This is a genomic window from Rhodococcus sp. 21391 (genome assembly GCF_016772255.1).
GTDB lineage: Bacteria > Actinomycetota > Actinomycetes > Mycobacteriales > Mycobacteriaceae > Rhodococcus_F > Rhodococcus_F opacus.
On the sequence record NZ_CP063781.1, the window covers coordinates 5,813,043 to 5,832,829 of the forward strand.

The window sequence follows — 19,787 nt, forward strand, 5'->3', positions numbered from 1 at the left end:
AGGGAGCCCGAATCGTACCCGGATTCAGCCCGCGTCGTCCGCCCTGCCCGGCCGCACGACGACAGGAACTCCCTCATAGGGCGCGAGGGAGATCGGGAAGCTGTGGAGTTCGTCGACGGTGCCGATCTGTTCGTCGGTGAACAGGTTGACCGCAGGCGATCCGGCCGGCAGGAACTGGGACTGCACGGTCGCGGCGATCTCCTCGGACGTGAAATTGAGAACCGTGACTTCGAGACTCGAGTCCGCCAGTTCGTGGACCATGACGAGCAGCCCCTTGTGCGACACCGTGGGCACGTCGAGCTGAACCGCGGTGGCGATGCCGAACCGGTTACGGACGTCGATGATGCGGGCGAGACCGCGAGCGAAGGACGCCGGATCCTGCAGTTGCACCGGCAGACTCCCGTACAGGCTGGTGCCCCGGGGGATGCCCGACTCCGACCGGGCCGCTTCGGGATTGACCCCCATCAGGTCGTGCGCGCCGCGGTTGATCCAGCGGGTGTCCCCTTCGGCGAGAAGGTCGGCGACCTCCTCGGACGGCACGGGAAGCAGCCCGCACAGATCCCAGCCCGACAGGGCGAAGACACCGGGCTGGAGCGCGTTGAACATGGCCAGGAGCAGATGCGCCTGTTTCACCGTGTCGATGTCGGCGGCATCCATCCTGTCGAGGTCACGGATTCCGAGCGCAGCGGTGATGACGCTGGCGGTCGTGCAGGCGATCCCGTTGGTCGTGAACGTGCGGTTGTACGGGGCCCAGCGCCCGGTGAGCCGCTCGCACAGATCCTTACGGATGCGATCACCGAGATCGGACCCCGTGACCGACTCACCGCCGTACGCGAACTCGTCGTCCTTGTGCAGCGTCGCGAAGTGGACCAGCTCGAACGTCAGCTCGTCGTGATTCTGCAGCGCATGGACGAGCGACGCGGCGTCCACACCGTGATCGCGGGCGAGGTTCATGGTGAGCCGGAGAAATTCGGTGTTCCCCATGACGAGGGCGTGATGGTAGGCGGGGCGATTGATGAAGTCGTAGGACAGGTCGGCGCCGGTCGTGCCCATCGCCTTGATGTCGTCGATGGTGAGGTTCAGTTCCTGGAACGTGAATCCCCCCATCTTCCGCACGATGCTGGCGATCAGATGATTCGCCGCCTCCGACAGTGGATGCCCTTCCGACCAGCCGGGCAGTCCTTCGGTCCGGCGTTCGACCCCGAGGAATCCGTTGGCGTCCAGTCGAAGAGCGCCCGCACCGAGGTCCGCGATGGAGTGGCAGGCGTCCCCGATGACGAGGCGCATGCCCGCGAACGACGGATCCAGCCAATTGATGGAGGGCTGCCCGGCCTTGAAATAGTGCAGGTACACCCACCTGCGCTCGATGCCGTCCACCCCCTTCACGACGGGGGTGACACTCCAGTTGGTTTCCTTGACACCGAGTTCGTAGAAGATGACGCGCTGGAGTTGACCGATGATGTACCCGGCCCGGGCGAGTTGCGCCTCGGTGTCGGCGTCGATGTTGACCGAGTCCCGGCCTTCCGGCACGCGGGGAAGCAGGTGCCAATCCTGTTGTTCGATCTCCACCATGTGATAGATGCCGGGGTAGTCGGCGTACGCCATCTCGGCGAGCCGGAAGTCGGCGCCCTTGCCGGTGTGACCGGGGACGATGTCGTCGATGACGATGCCGTCGTATGCTGCGGCGACGACGCAGAGCTTGCGGAACTCCTCCTCGGTCCCGAAGGCCGAGTCGATCTGCATGCTGATGCGATCGAAATGGCCGTCCACCGACGGCGTGGCCCGCCACCCGTTGATCCCGCCTGCCTGCTTCACCGGCCCCGTGTGGACGGCCGTCACCCCGATCTCGGAGAACGCCTGCCACAGGGACTCGTCGCCGAGCGAACTCAGGAAACTCGCGCCCGGTGCCGTGATGATCGAAATCGGGTACGCCGTGAACCACACCGATCCCCGCTCCACCGCGGCGCGCGGATTCGGGTCGGCATACGGGTTCTGCCACATGCTGCCCTTGCCGGACAGCTGCTCCGCGATCAACTTCGCATCGTGCAGGATCGACTGATTGATCAGCCACTCCACATAATTCGGGTTGTCCGGCACGGGCTCACCCGTCTGCGCATCGACCCTGGTCGCACGGCGGACCGACGGTTTCAACGGCCGCGGGCGCGCCGGGTAGAACTGCTCGTCGTAGCTGATCTCGCTGGGCTCGTGATGGATCTCGGGGTTCATGGTCCTCCGTCGTCATCTCGTCTGCTCCGCCGCACCGGTCGGCTACCCGTCCACCGTCCCACGGAAACGACCGCCCGGCATGCGGAGTTGGATGACTGTCAGCGGACCGCGGAACTTTCGGGTGCGACGAACTCGGCGGAGGCCTCGGACCACAGGCTCACCCGCCTGTCCCGGCTCTCGAAGAACTCGATCTCGCGTCTGATGCCGGAACTCCGATCCCATCCGGGGAGGTCGAGGATGATCAATTCCTCCATCGCGTCCATGAACACCCGGTCGACGGGCCCCCACATCGTGCCGATCGCTGTGTTGTCCTTTCCGATGAAAGTCAGGTTGACGGGATGAGACATCGACACCTGACTGAACACCGCATGGCCGGATTCGACGATGTAACCCGCTACTTCGTTGCTGGCGAGAAACCGCTCGTGTGTCACCGCCGGATCGGCATGGCTGTAGGGGCAGGCCAGAAAGATCTTCCTCATGGGTTCCTCGTGATTCGTGGGGCGGAGGCCCCGGTACAGGGTGTGCTCATCGAGAACCCGCCGGGAGTGGATGCACGGTCCGGCACCATCCCGAGAGCGCCTCGATCATCAGCGACGCGACCGCCCGGTGGGCGACGTCGTTCGGAATGTCGTGGTAGCCGCCGGGGATGACGACGCTCTGTCCGTGCTGCAGTTCTCGCGCGAATTCGGCGGCGCGGTCGGGCGTTGCGAAGGCGTCGAATTCGCCGTTGACCAACAGGATCGGCATGGTCACCGCGGGCAGACACGCCCGCACTTTTCCTCCGGCCACGGTGAGCGCCTGCCAGAGGTTCGGTTCGGCGGGAGCCGTGTCGAAGCCGAGCGGATCGTTCTCGAGTGCGTCGAGGTACGACCGGTCCTTCGCCATGACGAGGTCCGTCCGGCCCTGCGCCTCACGCGGCAGACCCCACAGGGGCGCTCCCGTCATGATCAATCCGGTGCGCAGGGACGGTGTGCGAACCGAGAGGAGGGCGCCGGTCAGTGCGCCGAGCGAGTGGCCCAGGACGACCACCGGCAGGTCGGGCCCGTCGCCGGCCATGATGTCGACGAGAACTCCTGCATTGGAGGCGAGTTCGTCCACCGAGGGGAAGAGCCCTGCCGGTCCGCCGGTGTGACCGTGACCGAGGTGATCGGGCGCCCACACGTCCAGACCGGCCGAGTTCAGCTGCCCCGCGAGCCGGTGATAGTGACCGGAGTGTTCACCGAATCCGTGCAGGAGCAGGATCCGTGCCCAGGGCTGCGAAGCTTCCCAATGCCGGTAGTAGACCTTGTTCCTGACACCGTCGAAGAAGGGCATGTCAGATCTCCGGACTTCCCGGATCGGTCGACGGCGGTGCGGTCGGCAGGTCCTCGAACCAGGTCGGGGACGTGAGCCAGTTCAGCGGAATCGGCGGGCTCGGGTAGCCCGCGACGAGAACGACGTTGCCGTGCACCGAGTAGTCGCCGGTCTGGACGAAGACCTTCACCCGGTCGCGGAGGTTGTAGAACTCGGGTAGGTACCGCAGTTCGTGGACGTTCTCCTCCCCTACCAGTGCCGAGACGAACTTACGGGCTTCGGGGTTGGCGGTCACCATGTCCTCGGTGACGATGGCTGCTTCGAAATCCCCCACCTCGCACAGCACCGACAGCAGATCCCCGACCGACGGCAATCCCGGTGCGATGCCGAGATCGATCGTCTCGACCTGCGGCGACAGTGGAACGAGGCTCGCCGAAGACGTGCCGCTTCCCGCGTCCGCGACGTAGATCATCTCGCCGTGCCGGAGCTGGCTCACGACGGCGGCCAGGCGTTCGTGCAGCAATCGGGTTTTGGGTGCCATGGGATTCGTCCTTCGATCGAGTGCGTGAGGTGTGCGGCGCAGCGCACCGGGCACAGAATGTGCTCTGGTCGACAATCGACTAGAAATCTAAGACGCTCCCGCCCGGAGGTCAAGCGCTGGACGAATCCAGATCCAACGCTTGACCGATCGTCCGGAGAGGGAGCACACTTTCCTGGTCGATTGTCGACAAAGAGTCAATCGCTTCCGCGTCTACGCGCTTCCACATCCACATGACCCTCGAGGGAGAACACCATGGGCCAGCTGCTGCAGGGTAAGACAGTCATCGTTACGGGCGCAGGCGGAGGAATCGGCCTCGCCACGGCGTTGCATCTCCACGACGAGGGGGCACAGGTGGTCGCCACCGTGCACTCCGAGTCCAGCCTTCCCCAGCTGAAGGTCGACGACGATCGCCTGATCGGCCGCGTCGTCGATGTCACCGAAGAAGAGCAAGTCAAGGACCTTGTCGACTTCACGGTGGCGAGGTTCGGCAAGCTCGACGGCATCGTCAACAATGCCGGCATCCTGAAGCCCGGCACCATTCTGGATGCGTCGGTCGAGGACTTCCAGAAGACGTTCGACGTCAATGTGAAGGGCGTGTTTCTGGGGTCGAAGTACGCGATTCCCGAGCTGCTGAAGGTGGGCGGCGGGTCGATCGTCAACTTCGGTTCCATCAACTCGATCGGCGCCGAGAAACTGCTGACGACGTACACGGCAAGCAAGGGCGCCGTGCTCACGTTGACCAAGGCCATCGCCCTGGACTTCGGCGCGCAGGGCGTCCGCGCCAACACCCTCTGCCCGGGCTTCGTCGACACCCCGCTGAACGTGCCGCACTACACGGCACTCGGCGGCCGCGAGGAACTCGAGGCCGGGCTCCCCGACTTCCAGCCGATCGGCCGCGCCATCCTTCCCCTCGAGATCGCACACTCCGTCGCCTTCCTGCTGTCGGACCACTCCACCGCCATCACCGGAACGGCATTCGTCGTCGACGGCGGCGTTCTCGCCGGGGCCTGATCACCCACTCTTGCGGTGGGAGCCCTGCCGCCTCGGGCTCCCACCGCAATCCCATTTGACAGCCGACGTGACTCCCATCACCATTGACGCAATGTCGACAATTAGACGAAATGAGGTCGACCCCGATGACTTCCACTGACACCGATGTCACCCAGCACGACGTTGTCGACGTGTTGGTGATCGGCGCGGGTCCGTCCGGCGCGGTGGTCACGCACACTGCTGCCACGGCGGGACTGAGCACCCTCTGCCTCGAGCAGGGTGACTGGGTCAACCCCAGCGACTTCCCCGCCAACCACCCCGAATGGGAACTGCTCATCCAGCACGACTGGGCGCACGATCCGAATGTCCGTGCCCTGCCGTCCGACTACCCCGTCGACGTGACGGAATCCGACATGTGGCCCGTGATGTTCAACGCCGTCGGGGGAAGTTCCATCTTCTACGGCGCCGAATGGCCACGGCTGCTGCCCTCGGACTTCCGGGTCAAGACGCTCGACGGCGTCGCGGACGACTGGCCGATCAGTTACGACGACCTCAAGCCGTACCACGACGAGGTCGACGAATTCATCGGCGTCTCCGGACTCGACGGCGACACCGCCTACCCCGACGGGCTCGAATACCCGTTGCCGCCACACCCGTTGGGCAAGCCCGGCATGAAAGCGGCCGAAGCCGCGAACAAGCTCGGCTGGCACTGGTGGCCGGGCACCAACGCGATTCCCAGCCAGAAGAACAAGACACTCGAGCAGTGCGGTCGCTGGGGCGTCTGCGAATGGGGCTGTCCGCAGGGCGCGAAGGCCTCGTTCGACTTGATCTACATGCCGCAGGCGCAGCAGGCCGGCGCCCGCGTGGAGACCGGTGCGCGTGTCCGCCGGATCGTCACCGGCGACGACGGCCGCGCGGCAGGCGCCGAATGGGTGGACCGCACCGGCGCCGTCCATTTCCAGCCGGCCCGGGCAGTGATCGTCTGCGCGAACGGCATCGGAACACCGCGACTCCTGCTGCTGTCGGCCGACGAGAAGCATCCGGACGGCCTGGCGAATTCCTCGGGCCAGGTGGGCCGGAACCTCATGCTGCATCCCAACTGCACCGCCATCGGGTACTACGAGGACAACCTGGAGAGCTGGCGCGGGCCGGCCGGGCAGCTCATTCACTCCATGCAGTTCTACGACACGGACACCTCCCGCGGATTCGTCCGCGGCGCCAAGCTGCACGCCCTCCCGACTCCGGGCCCGCTGAACACGATCGAGACCCACCGGCAACTCGACTTCGACGACCTGTGGGGACCGGCCATCCACGATGTCGCGCGCGCGGCGTCCAACGGAATCCTGTGGGCGGCCAACGTGGAGGATCTGCCCGAGGAACACAACCGGGTCACCCTCTCCACCGAGGAGTTCGATGCCGACGGCCTGCCGGCACCGAAGGTCGAGTACCGCGTCAGCGAGAACACCCGCAAGATCCTGAAGTACACCGTCGACCGCATGGTCGAACTCCACGAGGCTGCGGGCGCGAAGCAGATCTTCACGCAGGAATTGTGGGTCGACCAGCCAGGACACCTCCTCGGGACGGCCCGGATGGGCGACGACCCGGCGACGTCCGTGGTCGATTCGCACGGCCGGGCCCACGATGTCGACAACCTCTACATCGCGGACGGCAGCATCTTCGTCACGTCCGGCTCCGCCAACCCCACCTGCACGATCAGCGCGCTCGCCCTGCGGGTGGGCAAGAAGGTCGTCGAAGACGTCAACGCGCGGAAGGCATCGGAATGAGCACCACATCCCTCGACCTGCATTCGGCGCCGAAACGGCGGCTGTCGGTACCGGGCAGGCACACGGCACCGCCGCGGCCGCTCACGGACTCCGAACTGACCACGCTGCTGCGGATCGCGGACTGTCTGATCCCCGCGTCCGGTGAGAATCCCGCCGCCAGCGACGCCGACGGGTACCTCCGCTACCTGAATCTGGCGCTCGCCGCCCGGGCCGACGTCTTCGACGCGGTCCTCTCCGCGGTCGACCAGGCAGCCGGTCTGCACGGTGACGACCTGCGCGCGGAGCTCGAGCGGATGTGGGCCGAAGACAAGTTCACGTTCGATCCGCTGTCCTCGATCCTCGCCGGCGCCTACTTCATGACCCCCCAGGTCAAAGCGCTGATCGGGTACCCCGGGCAGCACCGGGACGCCGCCGGATTCGAGGACGCGGCCAACGAACTGGAAACCGGGATACTCGATCCGGTGCTCGAACGGGGCCACTTCTACGTGTCCGCGAACGGCGAGTAGCCGGCTCGGACGCTCCCCCGCTCCGCACTGGTGATCTATTGTCGACAAGAGGCTCCCGGCGTGGTCAACGTCGAATCAACCACCATCAGAAAGGACAACCCGATGACTCTGTCACCGAATCGTCCACCGGGATCGACTGTGGGTCGGCGCGAGGACGGCGACATCTCCCTCGGGCGGATCCATCAGCGCACCACGCCGGGCACGGTCGCGGGCGTCCTGCGCACGGCGATCCTCGACGGCACCCTGGCCCCCGGCAGTCAGCTCCGCGAGGCACACATCGCCGCCGACCTGGGCGTGAGCCGGGCGCCGCTGCGGGAGGCGCTGAGCATCCTCGCCGACGAAGGCCTCGTGGTGAAGATTGCGTACAAGGGTGCGTTCGTCGCCGAGGTCAGCGCGAAAGGGATGGCCGAGATCGCCAGCCTGCGCAAACGGCTCGAGCCCTACGCGATCGAGTTGGCACTGCCACGCCTGTCGGGGGCAGGCCGGACCAAGATCGTCCGGACCCTCCAGGACATGGCCCGGGGCGCCGACGACGGTGACCTGACCCGGACTATCGACGCGCACATGAGCTTCCATCGGGTGATCTACGAACTGTCCGAGCACGGCCTCCTGCTGGACCTGTGGCGCAGCTGGGAATCCCAGCTCCAGTTGTTCCTCTCGGCGGATCACCAGTCGTTCCCCGATCTCCACGACGTCGTCGCCGAACACGAGCGCCTGCTCACCATCATCGATACCGGCGACCTCGAGGCGATCACCCGCGAGATCGACCGGCACGTCCACGGTTCGACCGACGCCGCCCCGGCCGCAACCGCTCCAGTCGACGGTTCTCAACCGTCGAATGCGTGAGTACGTCGATTTTCTCGGCCGTCAGCCGCCCTACGACGAGCTGGACTCCGCCGACCTCGAGGCCCTGGCTCGGACGGTGGAGGTCGAGTACTTCGCCGCCGGCGCACAAATCGTCGAGGCAGGCGCGGCCCCACTCGATCATTTCTTCGTAGTCCGCACCGGGGAGGTCGAGGTGATCGACCGCGGCCGGGTCGTCGATCTTCTCGGCCCCGGCGAAACGTTCGGGCAGATCTCGGTGCTGTCCGGCTTGCCTCCGCCTCTCGCGATCCGCGCCTCCGAAGACACACTCTGCTACCGCTTCCCCGACCCGCGGCCGGTGCTGCGGCACCCGCAGCGACTCCAGTTCGGGCACTACGGCACCCTCGTCACGCGGGAACGATTGGCCCGCTCCGGTTTGGTCGATCCGGCGGTGCGGGCGGCCCGGCATCAGATGCGTCCCGTCGTCTGGTGCCCCGCCGATGCGACCGTGAGCGAGGCCGCGTCCGTGATCACCGAGGCCGGCCAGTCGTACGCGCTGATGGACCGGGGCGGCGCGATCGGCATCGTCACCGACAACGACTTTCGGCGGGCGTTCGCCGACGGGCACGTCGACGCGCACAGCCCGGCCTCGGTCATCGCCTCGTTCCCCGCCCGGTCCGTCCCCGCCGAGACGCTCGTGGGCGATGCGTTCCTGACGATGGTCGAGTCGGGGGTGCACCACCTGGTCGTGACCGGCACCGGTGACAGACCGGTGGGGATTCTCCGCGTCGTCGACGTCGCGTCGACCGAAGTGCGCAATCCCCTCGTCGTTCGCCGGGCGATCGACGACGCGACCACAGTGGAGGACCTGGCGGCCGCGGCGGCCCTGCTCCCCGGAACCTGGGTCGAGTTGTACGACACCGGCACGTCCGTCATGCACGTCGCGGGACTGATGTCCGCGGTGATCGACGCGATCATCAGGCGGCTCGTCGAGCTGACCGACGTCGGCGCCGACCACGTTCCCCACCGGACGTCCTGGCTGCTTCTCGGGTCGGTGGCCCGGCGCGAACCCCTCCCCAAGTCGGACGTCGACACCGGCCTGGTCTGGGAAGACCTGCCCGGGACGGACTCCCCCGCCCGGAAGTTGCAGAACTGGGCCGGGCGCGTCCTGGACAACATGGAACGCTGCGGCCTGCCCCGCTGCGCCGACGGCGCCAACGCGACCAACCCGCTGTTCGCGCGCTCCCGCACCGACGCGGTCGCCGCCGCGACGTCGTGGATCACGAATCCCACCCAGAAGAACGCTCTGCTGCTGTCGTCGATGATCGCCGACAGCAGACCCGTCAGCGGGATGTCACTCGGACGTTCGGTGTCCGACGCCATGCTCGCGACCACCCGCAGCCGCGAGTATCTGTCGGCCCTGCTGCGTTTCACCACGTCCCGGCGGCCTCCGGTCGGGTTCGTGCGCAACTTCGTCGTCGAGCACTCCGGCGCCAACCGCGGCCACCTCGACCTCAAGGCGGGCGGACTCGTGCCGATCGCCTCCCTGGGCCGGTGGATCGCCGTCGTCACCGGGGACGATCGCGGCTCCACCCTCACCCGGTTGCGGCGCGGCGAGGCCGCCGCTCTGCTCACCGCGGACGAAACCGAGACGCTCGTGCGCGCGTTCGAGTACGTGTACGGATTGATTCTGGGCCGCGAGATCGAGGCCATCAAAGGCAGCACGGTCGCGACGACGTGGGTCGCGCCCAACCAACTGGACACGCTCACCCGCCGGTATCTGCGTGAATCGTTCCGCGCGGTGGCCGAGGTTCAGAACCGGCTGGAAAGTGAATGGGTGGCGCGCCTTCCATGAGGGCACACCGGAGGTTCCGCCGCCTCGACACTGTGTCGTGCCCGTGGCGCGATGCCGAGTTCGCGGTCGTCGATCTGGAGACGACCGGACTGGATCTCGTGCGGGACACCATCGTGTCCTACGGGGCCGTCGTGGTCCGGCACGGTCGCATCGTCATGGCGGAGAGCGTCTACGGACTGGTCCACCCCGAGTGCGACATTCGCCCGGAGGCCGTGGCCGTCCACACTCTCCGGGAGGCGGACGTCGCCGATGCCCCACCGTTGACCGAGGCCGTCGGCGTCCTGCGACATCTCCTCACCGACCGTGTCCTCGTCGCGCACGCGGCGTGGGTCGAGACGGCCTTCCTCTCCCGCGCCTTCCGTGACAGCGGGCTGAAGTTCCGGCCGACGGTCGTGGACACCGCTGCCCTCGCCCGTGCTGTCGGCGTGGCGCCGCGACAGCACCTGTGCGAGCCGAACCTGGAATGGCTGGCCGACACGCTCGGCCTGCCCGTCGTCGATCCCCACCACGCACTGGGCGACGCCGTCACCACGGCACAGGTGTTCCTCGCCCTGGCGTCCCGGCTCGAGCGCCTCGGGCACGACACCGCGCGCTCCCTCGTGGATCTGAGTGCCGGCGACCGTCGCCTCGGGCGCGGTTGATGCAAAGGTAATCCAGCCGAAACAACTGGTGATTGAGGTCACACCAATTTGTGGTAGATTGTCGACAGTAGAACAAGCGCGAGCAACCTTTCGCCTTATTCCACGACAAACCGAACCTCGTCTCGGCACATCCCCCGCCGAGATACCCGCGACAGAGACCAGCGAGGTCACGATGGCCATAACCCCGGAAGAGCCCCCGGTGTCCACTCAACCGCCCACCGAGCCCGATCGCCCACTCCTCGATTCCGGAGCGGACACCGATTCCGCCTATCTGGAGAAGCTCGGCTACAAGCAGGAGCTCAACCGAACGCTGGGGCTGTTCTCCGCCTTCGGAGTCCAGTTCACCTCGATCGCGATCGCCTCCGGAATCTTCACGACCCTGATCGTCGGCTTCGGCTTCTTCGGGCCCGCGTCATTCTGGTCGTTCCTCGTCGGCGGCGGCCTGCAGGTGTTCACCGTGGGACTCGCGGTCGCGCAGCTCGTCTCGGCCTACCCACTGGCCGGCGGCGTGTACCAGATCACCGGGCGGATCACCGGGAAGCCCTGGCTGGCCTGGCAAACCGGATGGTGGCTGCTGATCGCGCACACCGTCGCGGTCACCACCGTCGCCGTGAGCATCGCACCCTTCGTCGCCGGCTGGTTCGGCGTCACGTTCGAGGACAACACCGACGCCCTCCCGTGGGCGCTCGGCCTGATCGTGCTCGGCACCGTCATCAACATCGCCGGGGTCAAGGTCGCTGCCGTGCTCAACAACATCGGCGTGGTGGCGGAAGTACTCTGCGTCGTCGCACTGGTAGCCGTGCTGCTGATCGTGAAGCATCCGACCCAGCCGCTGTCGTTCCTGAGCGAGTCCGGCGGAACGACCACCGGCGGCAACTGGTTCGTCACCTTCCTTCTCGCGATGATCCTTCCCGCATATGCGATCTCGTCGTTCGACGCGACCGGAAACGCCTCCGAGGAGACCAAGGACGCCGCCCGGAAGGCGCCGATGGCATCGGTGATGGCCAACGTCTCCTCCTACGTCGTCGGCATCTTCATGGTCGCGTTGATCATGCTCGCCATCCAGGACCTCCCGGCGGTCATGGAGAGCACCACCCCGGTCAAGCTGATCCTCGACACCGCGGTCGGCACCGCGTTCGCGAACATCTTCGAAGCGGTCGCGATCGTCGCCCTGTTCGCCGCCCTGGTTATGTTGCAGCTCACCGGTATTCGCGTCCTGTGGTCGCAGGCACGCGACGGCCAGATCCCCGCGGCCTCCTGGCTGCGCAAGGTCAGTGCCCAGCGGATCCCGATCAACGCGACCCTCACGATCTTCGCGATCTCCGTGGTGTTCGCACTGTGGTCCTCGCTGCTGTCCGTGCTCGCAGCGATGACGGCACTCGCCTGGGGAATGGCCTACGGTGTCGTGGTCGTCGTCGGCTTCTACGGACTGATCAAGCGCAAGTTGCCATCCCACCCGTGGCACTACGGCATCGTCAGCCCGGTCATCTTCATCCTGGCGATCGCCTGGTCGGTCGTGCTCTGCGCACTCCTGATCTACTCCGACCCCACTCATGTCGGCCTCGGCATGCTGCTGGTCATCGCGTCGGGCGCCGTCATCTACATGCTGATCCCCAAGAGCAGGCGCGGTAAGTCCATCGACACCCAGGCCGGACACCTCTGACAGCCCACTTCCCTGACAACCGACCCACATTCGAAAGGAACTTCATGTCATCCACGCTTCGTTCCGTCACCAACATCATCGACGGCAAGGCCGTGGCCGGATCCTCCGAGCAGGTGCGACAGGTCCGCAACCCGTCCACCGGCGAGGTCGTCGCCGAACTCCAGGAATCGACCGTCGAGGACGGCTACCGCGCCGTCGATGCGGCCCGCGCAGCCTTCCCCGCCTGGGCCGCGAAGACACCCGGCGAGCGCTCGCAGATTCTGCACGACCTCGCCAACCTCCTCGAGGCGAACCTGGACGAACTCGCCGACCTCGAGACCCTCGACGCCGGCAAGCCGACGACGGCGGCGAAGGGTGACGAACTTCCGGGCATCGTCGCGGCGTTCCGGCACTTCGCCGGCGCGGGCCGGGCGTTGTCCGCGCAGGCCGCCGGCGAATTCACCGCCGGCAACACCAGCTTCGTCCGGCGCGAACCCCTGGGCGTCGTCCTTGGAATCACGCCGTGGAATTTCCCTCTCTGGCAGGCGGTCTGGAAGCTGGCCCCCGCACTGGTCGCCGGCAACACCGTGGTCGTCAAGCCGGCCGAGCTGACCCCGCTGGCCACCACCCGGTTCGCGGAGCTCGCGCAACAGCTGCTGCCCGCGGGTGTTCTCAATGTCGTGCACGGCAAGGGCAGTGTGGTCGGGGACGCTCTCGTTCGTCACCCCGACGTCAACCTCGTCTCCTTCACCGGTTCGACGTCCGCCGGACAGCGGATCGCCGAGGCTGCGGGTGCCACGCCCAAACGGCTGGTGCTCGAGCTGGGCGGGAACGCTCCCGTCGTCGTCTACGACGACGTCGACCTCGAGGCCGCACTCCCGATCATCACCAACGGCATCCTGTTCAACGCCGGCCAGGAGTGCATGTCGGCAACCCGGCTGCTGGTGAGTGAGACCATCCACGACACGTTCGTCGCGGCGCTCGCCGAAAGCCTGAGCGCGGCCCGGATCGGTGATGCTGCCGACAGTTCGACGGTTCTCGGACCTCTCATCTCGGAGGGCCAGCGCGCCCGCGTGGCAGAGCTCGTCGACGGCAGGCCTGACCACGCACGGGTCGTGACCGGCGGCAGGATCGTCGACGGTCCCGGCTACTTCTACGAGGCCACCCTCATCGACGGTCTGCAGCAGGACGATCAGCTGGTGCAGGAAGAGATCTTCGGACCGGTGGCGACGGTCCAGACATTCACGGACGAGGCGGACGCCCTGGAGAAGGCCAATGCGGTCGAGCAGGGACTCGCCGCGTCGGTCTGGACCCGCGACATCGGCCGAGCGCTGCGGAACGTCAACGCGATCGAGTCCGGGGTCGTGTGGGTCAACAACCACATGGCGGTCGGCCCGGAAGGACCGCTCGGCGGCTTCAAGGGCTCGGGCTACGGCAAAGAGGGCGGCGCGGCCGGACTCGAGGAATTCACCCGGCTCAAGCACGTCATCGTGAGCCTGGCGTGACGGCGCCGAGCCGCCACGACACCGCGTGGGCGACGTGGGAGCCGGCAGCGCCGGAAGACGCGGTCGGACGAGCCATCCGGCGGATCGACCTGCGCAGCGGTACGGCGTCGCCCTGGGCGCACGCCACCATGGTCGTGCCGTCGCGCGGGCGCGAGTGCTGGTTGGTGACGCTGTGGGACGGCAACGTCGACGTGTGGCGGGTCGACGACACGACCGCGAGATACGAGTTCGATTTTCGCACTCGGACCGACTAGATCTGGTCCACCCATCCGATTCGAAAGGAAGCGCGCGTGACAGTCCTTGCCATCGACCAGGGCACGTCCGGCACGAAGGCTGTCGTCGTCTCCGAGGACGGCGACGTCCTCGCGATCGCCGAAACACCGGTCCGTCCGGCATATCTCGCCGCGGGCGGCGTGGAGCAGGACCCGATGGAACTGCTGGGCTCGGTCCTCGAAGCGGGACGGAGCGCGGTCGCGAAAGCGGGTGTGCCCGTGTCCGCCGTGACCCTCGCCAACCAGGGTGAGACCGTCCTGGTGTGGGACCCGGACACCGGCCGCCCGCTCAGCCAGGCCGTGGTGTGGCAGGACCGCCGGTCGGACCAGCTGTGCCGCGACAAGTCCGAGTCCAAGTCGTGGGTCGAACAGCGGACGGGCCTCGTGCTCGATCCGTATTTCTCGGCGCCGAAGATGCAGTGGTTACGACAGAACGCCACCGCATCGGGTGTGGTCACCACGACGGACACGTGGATCGTGCACTACCTGACCGGGGAGTTCGTCACGGATTCCGCCACCGCCAGCCGCTCGCTGCTCACCGACCTCGACACGGTCGCGTGGGATCCGCAGCTTCTCGATCTGTTCGAGCTCTCCGCCGAGCGGATGCCTGCCATCGTCGCCAACGACGTCGTCGTGGGAACCACGGATGTCTTCGGATCCGGCGCTGCCGTGGGCGGTCTCGTCGTCGACCAGCAGGCGGCTCTCCTGGCGGAGCGGTGCTTCGACGCGGGCACCGCCAAGTGCACGTTCGGCACCGGGGCGTTCCTGCTGGCCAACACCGGCACGCTCCCGGTCCGCTCGGCCGCCGGGTTGGCGTCGTGCGTCGCGTGGAACGTGCGCGGGAAGACGTCGTACTGCGTCGACGGCCAGGCCTACACCGCCGCCTCCGCCATCCGGTGGATCCAGGACCTCGGCTTGATCGAGTCGGCGCGCGACCTCGACAGTGTGGCCGCACACGATTCCGGTGGAACGTATTTCGTGCCCGCGCTGGCCGGTCTCGCCGCGCCCTGGTGGCGGCCGGACGCGACGGCGTCGTTCTCCGGGATGACGTTGTCCACCGACCGGTCCCAGTTGGTGGCCGCCGTCCTCGAGGGGCTGGCGGCGCAGACGGCAGAGCTGGTGTCTGCCGTCGAAGGTGACGTGGGCGCTCCCCTCACCCGGCTGCGGGTGGACGGCGGGCTCACTCGGTCCCGCCGCCTCATGCAGGCCACGGCCGATCTGACCCAGATGCCCCTCGACGTCTATCCGTCGTCCCACGCCACCGCTCTCGGTGCGGCGGCCTGCGCCAGATTGTCACTGAACCCCGACCTGTCCCTGGAGGACGCGGTAGCCGACTGGGAACCGGCGACCACCTACGAGCCGCGGTGGTCGGTCGACCGCGCGGCAGAATTCCGACACCACTGGCGGACGGCCGCACGAGCGGCGCTGCCACAGGAGAAAAGCGATGACTGACACCCCTCCGCCCCCCGACTACGATTTCGTCGTGCTCGGTGCGGGCATCGTCGGCTCGGCGATCGCGCGGGACCTGGCCGGATACCACCACACCGTGGCACTCGTCGAGGCGCGGGACGACGTGGGCGACGGGACGAGCAAGGCGAACACGGCGATCCTGCACACCGGATTCGACGCGAAGCCGGGCACGCTCGAATCCCGCATGGTGAGCCGCGGCTACACGCTGCTCTCCGAATACGCACAGCAGACCGGGATTCCCGTCGAACGGTCGGGTGCCATCCTCGTCGCATGGAACGACGAGGAACTGGCGGCACTGCCGGGCCTGCGTGACAAGGCAGCCGACAACGGCTACACCCACTGCGACATCATCGACGCCGACGAGGTCTACCGACTCGTGCCCGCGCTCGGTGACGGCGCGCTCGGCGGGCTCACCGTCCCCGACGAGTCGATCATCTGCACCTGGACCACCAACCTCGCGCTGGCCACCGATGCCGTCGCCCGCGGGGTGACACTGCGGACGCGAACCCGTGCGGAGTCCGTGACCGTCCAGCCCGAGCGGACGATCCTGCACACGTCGAGCGGCGACATCAGCGCGCGGTGGGTGATCAACGCCGCCGGGTTGGGAGCCGACTACATCGACAAGGAATTCGGCTACGACCGATTCCACGTCACCCCACGGCGCGGCGAATTGCTCGTCTACGACAAGCTCGCGCGGCCGTTGATCGACAAAATTGTGCTCCCCGTCCCGACATCGCGCGGCAAGGGTGTTCTGGTCAGCCCGACGATCTACGGGAACGTGATGCTCGGGCCCACTGCGAAAGACCTCACCGACCGTTCCGCGACGGCGACGTCGGAGGCCGGCTTCGAGTTCCTGCTGGGTAAGGGCGGCACGCTGATGCCGCGCCTGCTCGAGGAGGAGGTCACCGCCACGTACGCCGGACTCCGTGCCGCCACCGACTGCGGTGACTACCTCGTCGAGGTCGACCACGATCAGCGCTACGTCCTGGTCGGCGGAATCCGCTCGACCGGACTGACGTCCGGTATGGCGGTGGCCGAGTACGTCGGCGAACTGCTCACCAAGGCAGGCGTTCTCGACGGCGCACGCACCGAATTGCCACCACCACCCCGGATGCCGAACATCGGCGAAGCATTCACGCGCCCGTACCAGGACGCCGAACTCATAGCGCGTGACAGTGAATACGGCAGGGTCGTCTGCTTCTGCGAGCGCGTCACGGCGGGTGAGATCCGCGACGCGTACCAGTCGCTGATCCCCCCGGCCGGACTCGAAGGGCTCCGTCGCCGCACCCGGGCGATGAACGGCCGGTGCCAGGGCTTCTTCTGCGGCGCCGAGGTCGGGTCGCTCGTCGATGCACACCAATGCCCCGCCGGTTCGCCCGAAGCGACCGAGACCCGGAAGGAAGCCGTCCGATGAGCGCTCCCGACACCTCACGCACCGTGGTGACCGCCGATGTCGCCATCGTCGGCGCGGGTCCCGCCGGGTTGGCCGCGGCCACGCAACTCGGAAAGGTCCACGGGCGCCAGGCTCTTGTCCTGGACCGCGAAAGCCGCGCGGGGGGGATCCCGCGGCATTGCGATCACCCCGGCTACGGCATCCGCGACATGCACACGTTCATCGGCGGCCCCGCCTACGCCGAACGCCTGGTGCGGGAGGCGAAGTCCGCGAGCGCCGACATCATGCCGAATGCGATGGTGACGGCGGTGCATCCCGACGGCGCGCTCGACGTCACCTCACCCGCGGGTCTCCTCCGCATCGAGTCCAGGGCGCTCGTCCTGGCCACCGGTGCCCGCGAGCGTGCCCGTCCGGCCCGCATGATTCCCGGCGACAGACCCTCCGGGGTCTACACCACCGGACAGCTGCAGAACATCGTGCACCTGCACCACGGACGTGTCGGAACACGTGCGGTGGTCGTCGGCGGCGAACTCGTGAGCTGGTCCGCGGTCATGACGCTGAAGCACGCCGGATGCAGGACCGTGCTCATGACGACGCAGTATCCGTCGCCGGAGTCCTACGCCGCCTTCAACATTGCCGGCAAGGCACTGTTCCGGCTCCCGATCGCCGCCCGCACCCGCGTCGTGCGGATCATCGGTCGCGGGAATCTGGAGGCGGTAGAGATCGAGAATCTCGACACCCGCGCACGCGAGATCGTCGAATGCGACACGGTCGTCTTCACCGGCGACTGGATCCCGGATCACGAACTCGCGCGCTCGGCGGGTATCGCCATCGACCCCGGAACGAAGGGACCGCTGGTCGACACCGCTCTGCGGACCAGCCGGCCGGGTGTCTTCGCCGCGGGCAACGTCCTGCACCCGGTCGACACCGCCGACATCGCTGCCCTCGACGGCACGTTCGTCGCAGACCGGGTGGCCGCGTTCCTCGACGCCGGCGAAGCGATCGATCCGGGTGCGGTCGCCGTGCGCATCCTCGCGGCCCCACCGTTCCGCTGGGTTTCCCCCGGAGTGCTCCGGGCGGGTGACCCGGCACCACCACGACAGCGCCTGCTGCTGTGGACCGATCAGCTGGTCTGGTTCCCGAAGGTGACTGTCTCGCAGCGGGGTCGCGTCGTCGCGACCACGCTATTGCCCTGGGCCGCCTCACCGGGACGGGTCTTCCGGGTGCCGTGGTCGATCATGGACGCCGTCGACCCGGCACTGGGGCCCGTGACCGTCGGACTGGCCAACGCACCTCGTCGGGGAACCACGCCCAATGCGGTCGGGGAATTCATTCCCTCCCGCTGCAACTGAGCACAACCCCGACACGCACTCTCGTTCAGCACTACCCCGCACACAGATTGTCGACAATAAACTTCGATCGATCGGAAGACACTTGACGGAAGTACAGGGCGGTTTGCACGGTCCCGAGATGCGGCGGGCCATCACGGCCGCCGCGATCGGAAACTTCATCACCTGGTTCGACTTCGCGGCATACGGATTTCTCGCCGTCCTGCTCGGCAGGGTCTTCTTTCCCTCCGAGAACCCGGCAACGAGCCTGCTGGCGACGTTCGCCGCATTCGGGGTCGCGTTCCTGATGAACCCGATCGGCGGCTTCGTCTTCGGACGGCTCGGAGACAAGGTCGGGCGCAAGAAGATCCTGGCGACGGTGATCATTCTGATGTCGCTGTCGACGTTCGCGGTCGGCCTGCTGCCGGGATACGCGACCATCGGCCTCGCAGCCCCGGCCCTACTCGTGACGCTGCGGATCATCCAGGGCTTCGCTGCCGGCGGCGAACCCGGCGGTGCGGCGACGTTCCTCGTCGAATCCGCGAAACGCGGCAGGCGGGCGCGCACCGTCAGCTTCTGGCACTGCTCCAGCTATCTCGCCAACGCGGCGGCCTCGGTCCTCATCCTCGGCCTCAACGCCGCACTGAGCGAGGCAGCGATGTTCGAGTGGGGCTGGCGCATCCCCTTCCTCATCGCGGGACCGCTCGGACTGGTCGGGCTCTACATTCGCCTGAAGCTCAGCGACACAGCGGAATTCGAACGACTTCAGGCCTCGGGTGAAGTCAGCGAGTCCCCGGTCAAGGACGCCCTCGCGACCAGTCGCCGGCAGATCCTGCAGGTGGTCGGTTGTATTGCGCTGCAGGCCGCGGCTTTCTACTTCATCTTCGTCTACATGGAGACGTATCTGCAGTCGGAGGTGGGATTCTCGTTCGGTCTGGCCTCCGCGTCGACGGTCACCTGCCTGTGCTCGGCGGCGGTCGCCATCTTCGTGTTCGCCCGCATCTCGGACCGCTACGGTCGCAAACCCGTGATCATCCTCGGCGCCGTCTCGAGCACGCTGATCGTCTATCCCGCGTTCTTGGTGTTCGCGACGGGGAAGGTCCCCGCAATCGTCGTCGCGCACGCCGCGATGGGGATCTGCCTCGCCATGTTCATGTCCGCGTCGGGCGCAGCGATGGTGGAGATCTTCCCGAGTCGTGTTCGGTACGCAGGATTCTCGATCGGATTCAACATCTCGGTCGCAGTCTTCGGCGGCACCGCACCGTATGTGGCGACCTATCTGATCGCCACAACCGGCAGTCCGTTGTCACCGTCGGTCATTCTGATCGTGACGGGCGTGATGGCCATTGTGGCGGCGGCGACGCTGCACGAAACCGCCGGCCGGAAAGTCGATGCGAGGGTGGAGGCGGAGCCGCTCCGCCGCGATCCCATCACCGTGGGCGAATAGCCGCCGAAGAACCCCGGCCGATCCCTTGACACCACCGCGGATCGACCTTAGATTTGAGATCGTTCTCTTGTCGACAATCGGCAATCTGAC

The 19,787-nt window shown here is 67.1% G+C and carries 17 protein-coding genes; 13 read left to right on the forward strand and 4 right to left on the reverse strand.

Annotation, left to right across the window (positions count from 1 at the left end):
- Positions 1 to 24: 24 nt before the first annotated feature.
- The 4 genes from treS to GO592_RS26815 form a co-directional block, all read right to left on the reverse strand.
- Entirely contained in the window at positions 25 to 2,226 is a 2,202-nt protein-coding gene (treS, locus tag GO592_RS26800; protein ID WP_007300830.1) for a maltose alpha-D-glucosyltransferase, read from the reverse strand.
- Positions 2,227 to 2,324: 98 nt separating this feature from the next.
- The gene (locus GO592_RS26805) at positions 2,325 to 2,705 is read right to left on the reverse strand and encodes a DUF1937 family protein (RefSeq protein ID WP_007300829.1); all 381 of its coding nucleotides are present in this window, start codon (positions 2,703 to 2,705) and stop codon (positions 2,325 to 2,327) included.
- A gap of 46 nt (positions 2,706 to 2,751) precedes the next feature.
- Positions 2,752 to 3,540, reverse strand: a complete 789-nt coding sequence (locus GO592_RS26810; RefSeq protein WP_007300828.1) for an alpha/beta fold hydrolase — start codon at positions 3,538 to 3,540, stop codon at positions 2,752 to 2,754.
- A gap of 1 nt (position 3,541) precedes the next feature.
- Positions 3,542 to 4,060 carry an RbsD/FucU domain-containing protein gene (locus GO592_RS26815; protein ID WP_005572099.1) on the reverse strand — a complete coding sequence of 173 codons (519 nt, stop codon included), beginning with the start codon at positions 4,058 to 4,060 and terminating at the stop codon, positions 3,542 to 3,544.
- Between the two features lie 252 nt (positions 4,061 to 4,312).
- Here GO592_RS26815 and GO592_RS26820 point away from each other — a divergent pair, with 252 nt between their 5' ends.
- From GO592_RS26820 to GO592_RS26880, 13 genes are all read left to right on the forward strand, one after another.
- Positions 4,313 to 5,071: an SDR family NAD(P)-dependent oxidoreductase gene (locus GO592_RS26820; RefSeq protein WP_005572101.1), complete on the forward strand. Its 759-nt coding sequence runs from the start codon at positions 4,313 to 4,315 to the stop codon at positions 5,069 to 5,071.
- 125 nt (positions 5,072 to 5,196) lie between these two features.
- Positions 5,197 to 6,834, forward strand: coding sequence for a GMC family oxidoreductase (locus tag GO592_RS26825; protein ID WP_007300827.1), 1,638 nt, complete (start codon positions 5,197 to 5,199; stop codon positions 6,832 to 6,834).
- Complete coding sequence (locus GO592_RS26830) at positions 6,831 to 7,340, forward strand: hypothetical protein (protein ID WP_007300826.1); 510 nt, start codon at positions 6,831 to 6,833, stop codon at positions 7,338 to 7,340. Before GO592_RS26825 ends, GO592_RS26830 begins: the two co-directional genes overlap by 4 nt.
- Before the next feature lie 60 nt (positions 7,341 to 7,400).
- Positions 7,401 to 8,186, forward strand: a complete 786-nt coding sequence (locus GO592_RS26835; protein ID WP_007300825.1) for a GntR family transcriptional regulator — start codon at positions 7,401 to 7,403, stop codon at positions 8,184 to 8,186.
- Positions 8,179 to 9,999 (forward strand): putative nucleotidyltransferase substrate binding domain-containing protein, encoded by a 1,821-nt coding sequence (locus GO592_RS26840; protein WP_007300824.1) that lies wholly within the window; start codon positions 8,179 to 8,181, stop codon positions 9,997 to 9,999. Before GO592_RS26835 ends, GO592_RS26840 begins: the two co-directional genes overlap by 8 nt.
- The gene (locus GO592_RS26845) at positions 9,978 to 10,640 is read left to right on the forward strand and encodes a 3'-5' exonuclease (RefSeq protein ID WP_050998708.1); all 663 of its coding nucleotides are present in this window, start codon (positions 9,978 to 9,980) and stop codon (positions 10,638 to 10,640) included. Before GO592_RS26840 ends, GO592_RS26845 begins: the two co-directional genes overlap by 22 nt.
- A 199-nt stretch (positions 10,641 to 10,839) precedes the next feature.
- Positions 10,840 to 12,303, forward strand: coding sequence for an APC family permease (locus tag GO592_RS26850; RefSeq protein WP_007300822.1), 1,464 nt, complete (start codon positions 10,840 to 10,842; stop codon positions 12,301 to 12,303).
- Positions 12,304 to 12,347: 44 nt separating this feature from the next.
- On the forward strand, positions 12,348 to 13,787 hold the full coding sequence (locus tag GO592_RS26855) for an aldehyde dehydrogenase family protein (protein WP_007300821.1): 1,440 nt from the start codon (positions 12,348 to 12,350) through the stop codon (positions 13,785 to 13,787).
- A complete protein-coding gene (locus GO592_RS26860) occupies positions 13,784 to 14,041 on the forward strand; it encodes a hypothetical protein (protein ID WP_007300820.1) in 258 nt (85 codons plus the stop codon). Before GO592_RS26855 ends, GO592_RS26860 begins: the two co-directional genes overlap by 4 nt.
- Positions 14,042 to 14,077: 36 nt before the next feature.
- On the forward strand, positions 14,078 to 15,511 hold the full coding sequence (locus GO592_RS26865) for an FGGY family carbohydrate kinase (RefSeq protein WP_007300819.1): 1,434 nt from the start codon (positions 14,078 to 14,080) through the stop codon (positions 15,509 to 15,511).
- Entirely contained in the window at positions 15,504 to 16,943 is a 1,440-nt protein-coding gene (locus GO592_RS26870; protein ID WP_007300818.1) for an NAD(P)/FAD-dependent oxidoreductase, read from the forward strand. The genes GO592_RS26865 and GO592_RS26870 overlap by 8 nt, the downstream gene beginning before the upstream one ends.
- Positions 16,940 to 18,274 carry an NAD(P)/FAD-dependent oxidoreductase gene (locus tag GO592_RS26875; RefSeq protein WP_007300817.1) on the forward strand — a complete coding sequence of 445 codons (1,335 nt, stop codon included), beginning with the start codon at positions 16,940 to 16,942 and terminating at the stop codon, positions 18,272 to 18,274. Before GO592_RS26870 ends, GO592_RS26875 begins: the two co-directional genes overlap by 4 nt.
- A gap of 82 nt (positions 18,275 to 18,356) precedes the next feature.
- Complete coding sequence (locus GO592_RS26880; protein WP_039952878.1) at positions 18,357 to 19,697, forward strand: MFS transporter; 1,341 nt, start codon at positions 18,357 to 18,359, stop codon at positions 19,695 to 19,697.
- Positions 19,698 to 19,787: the final 90 nt, after the last annotated feature.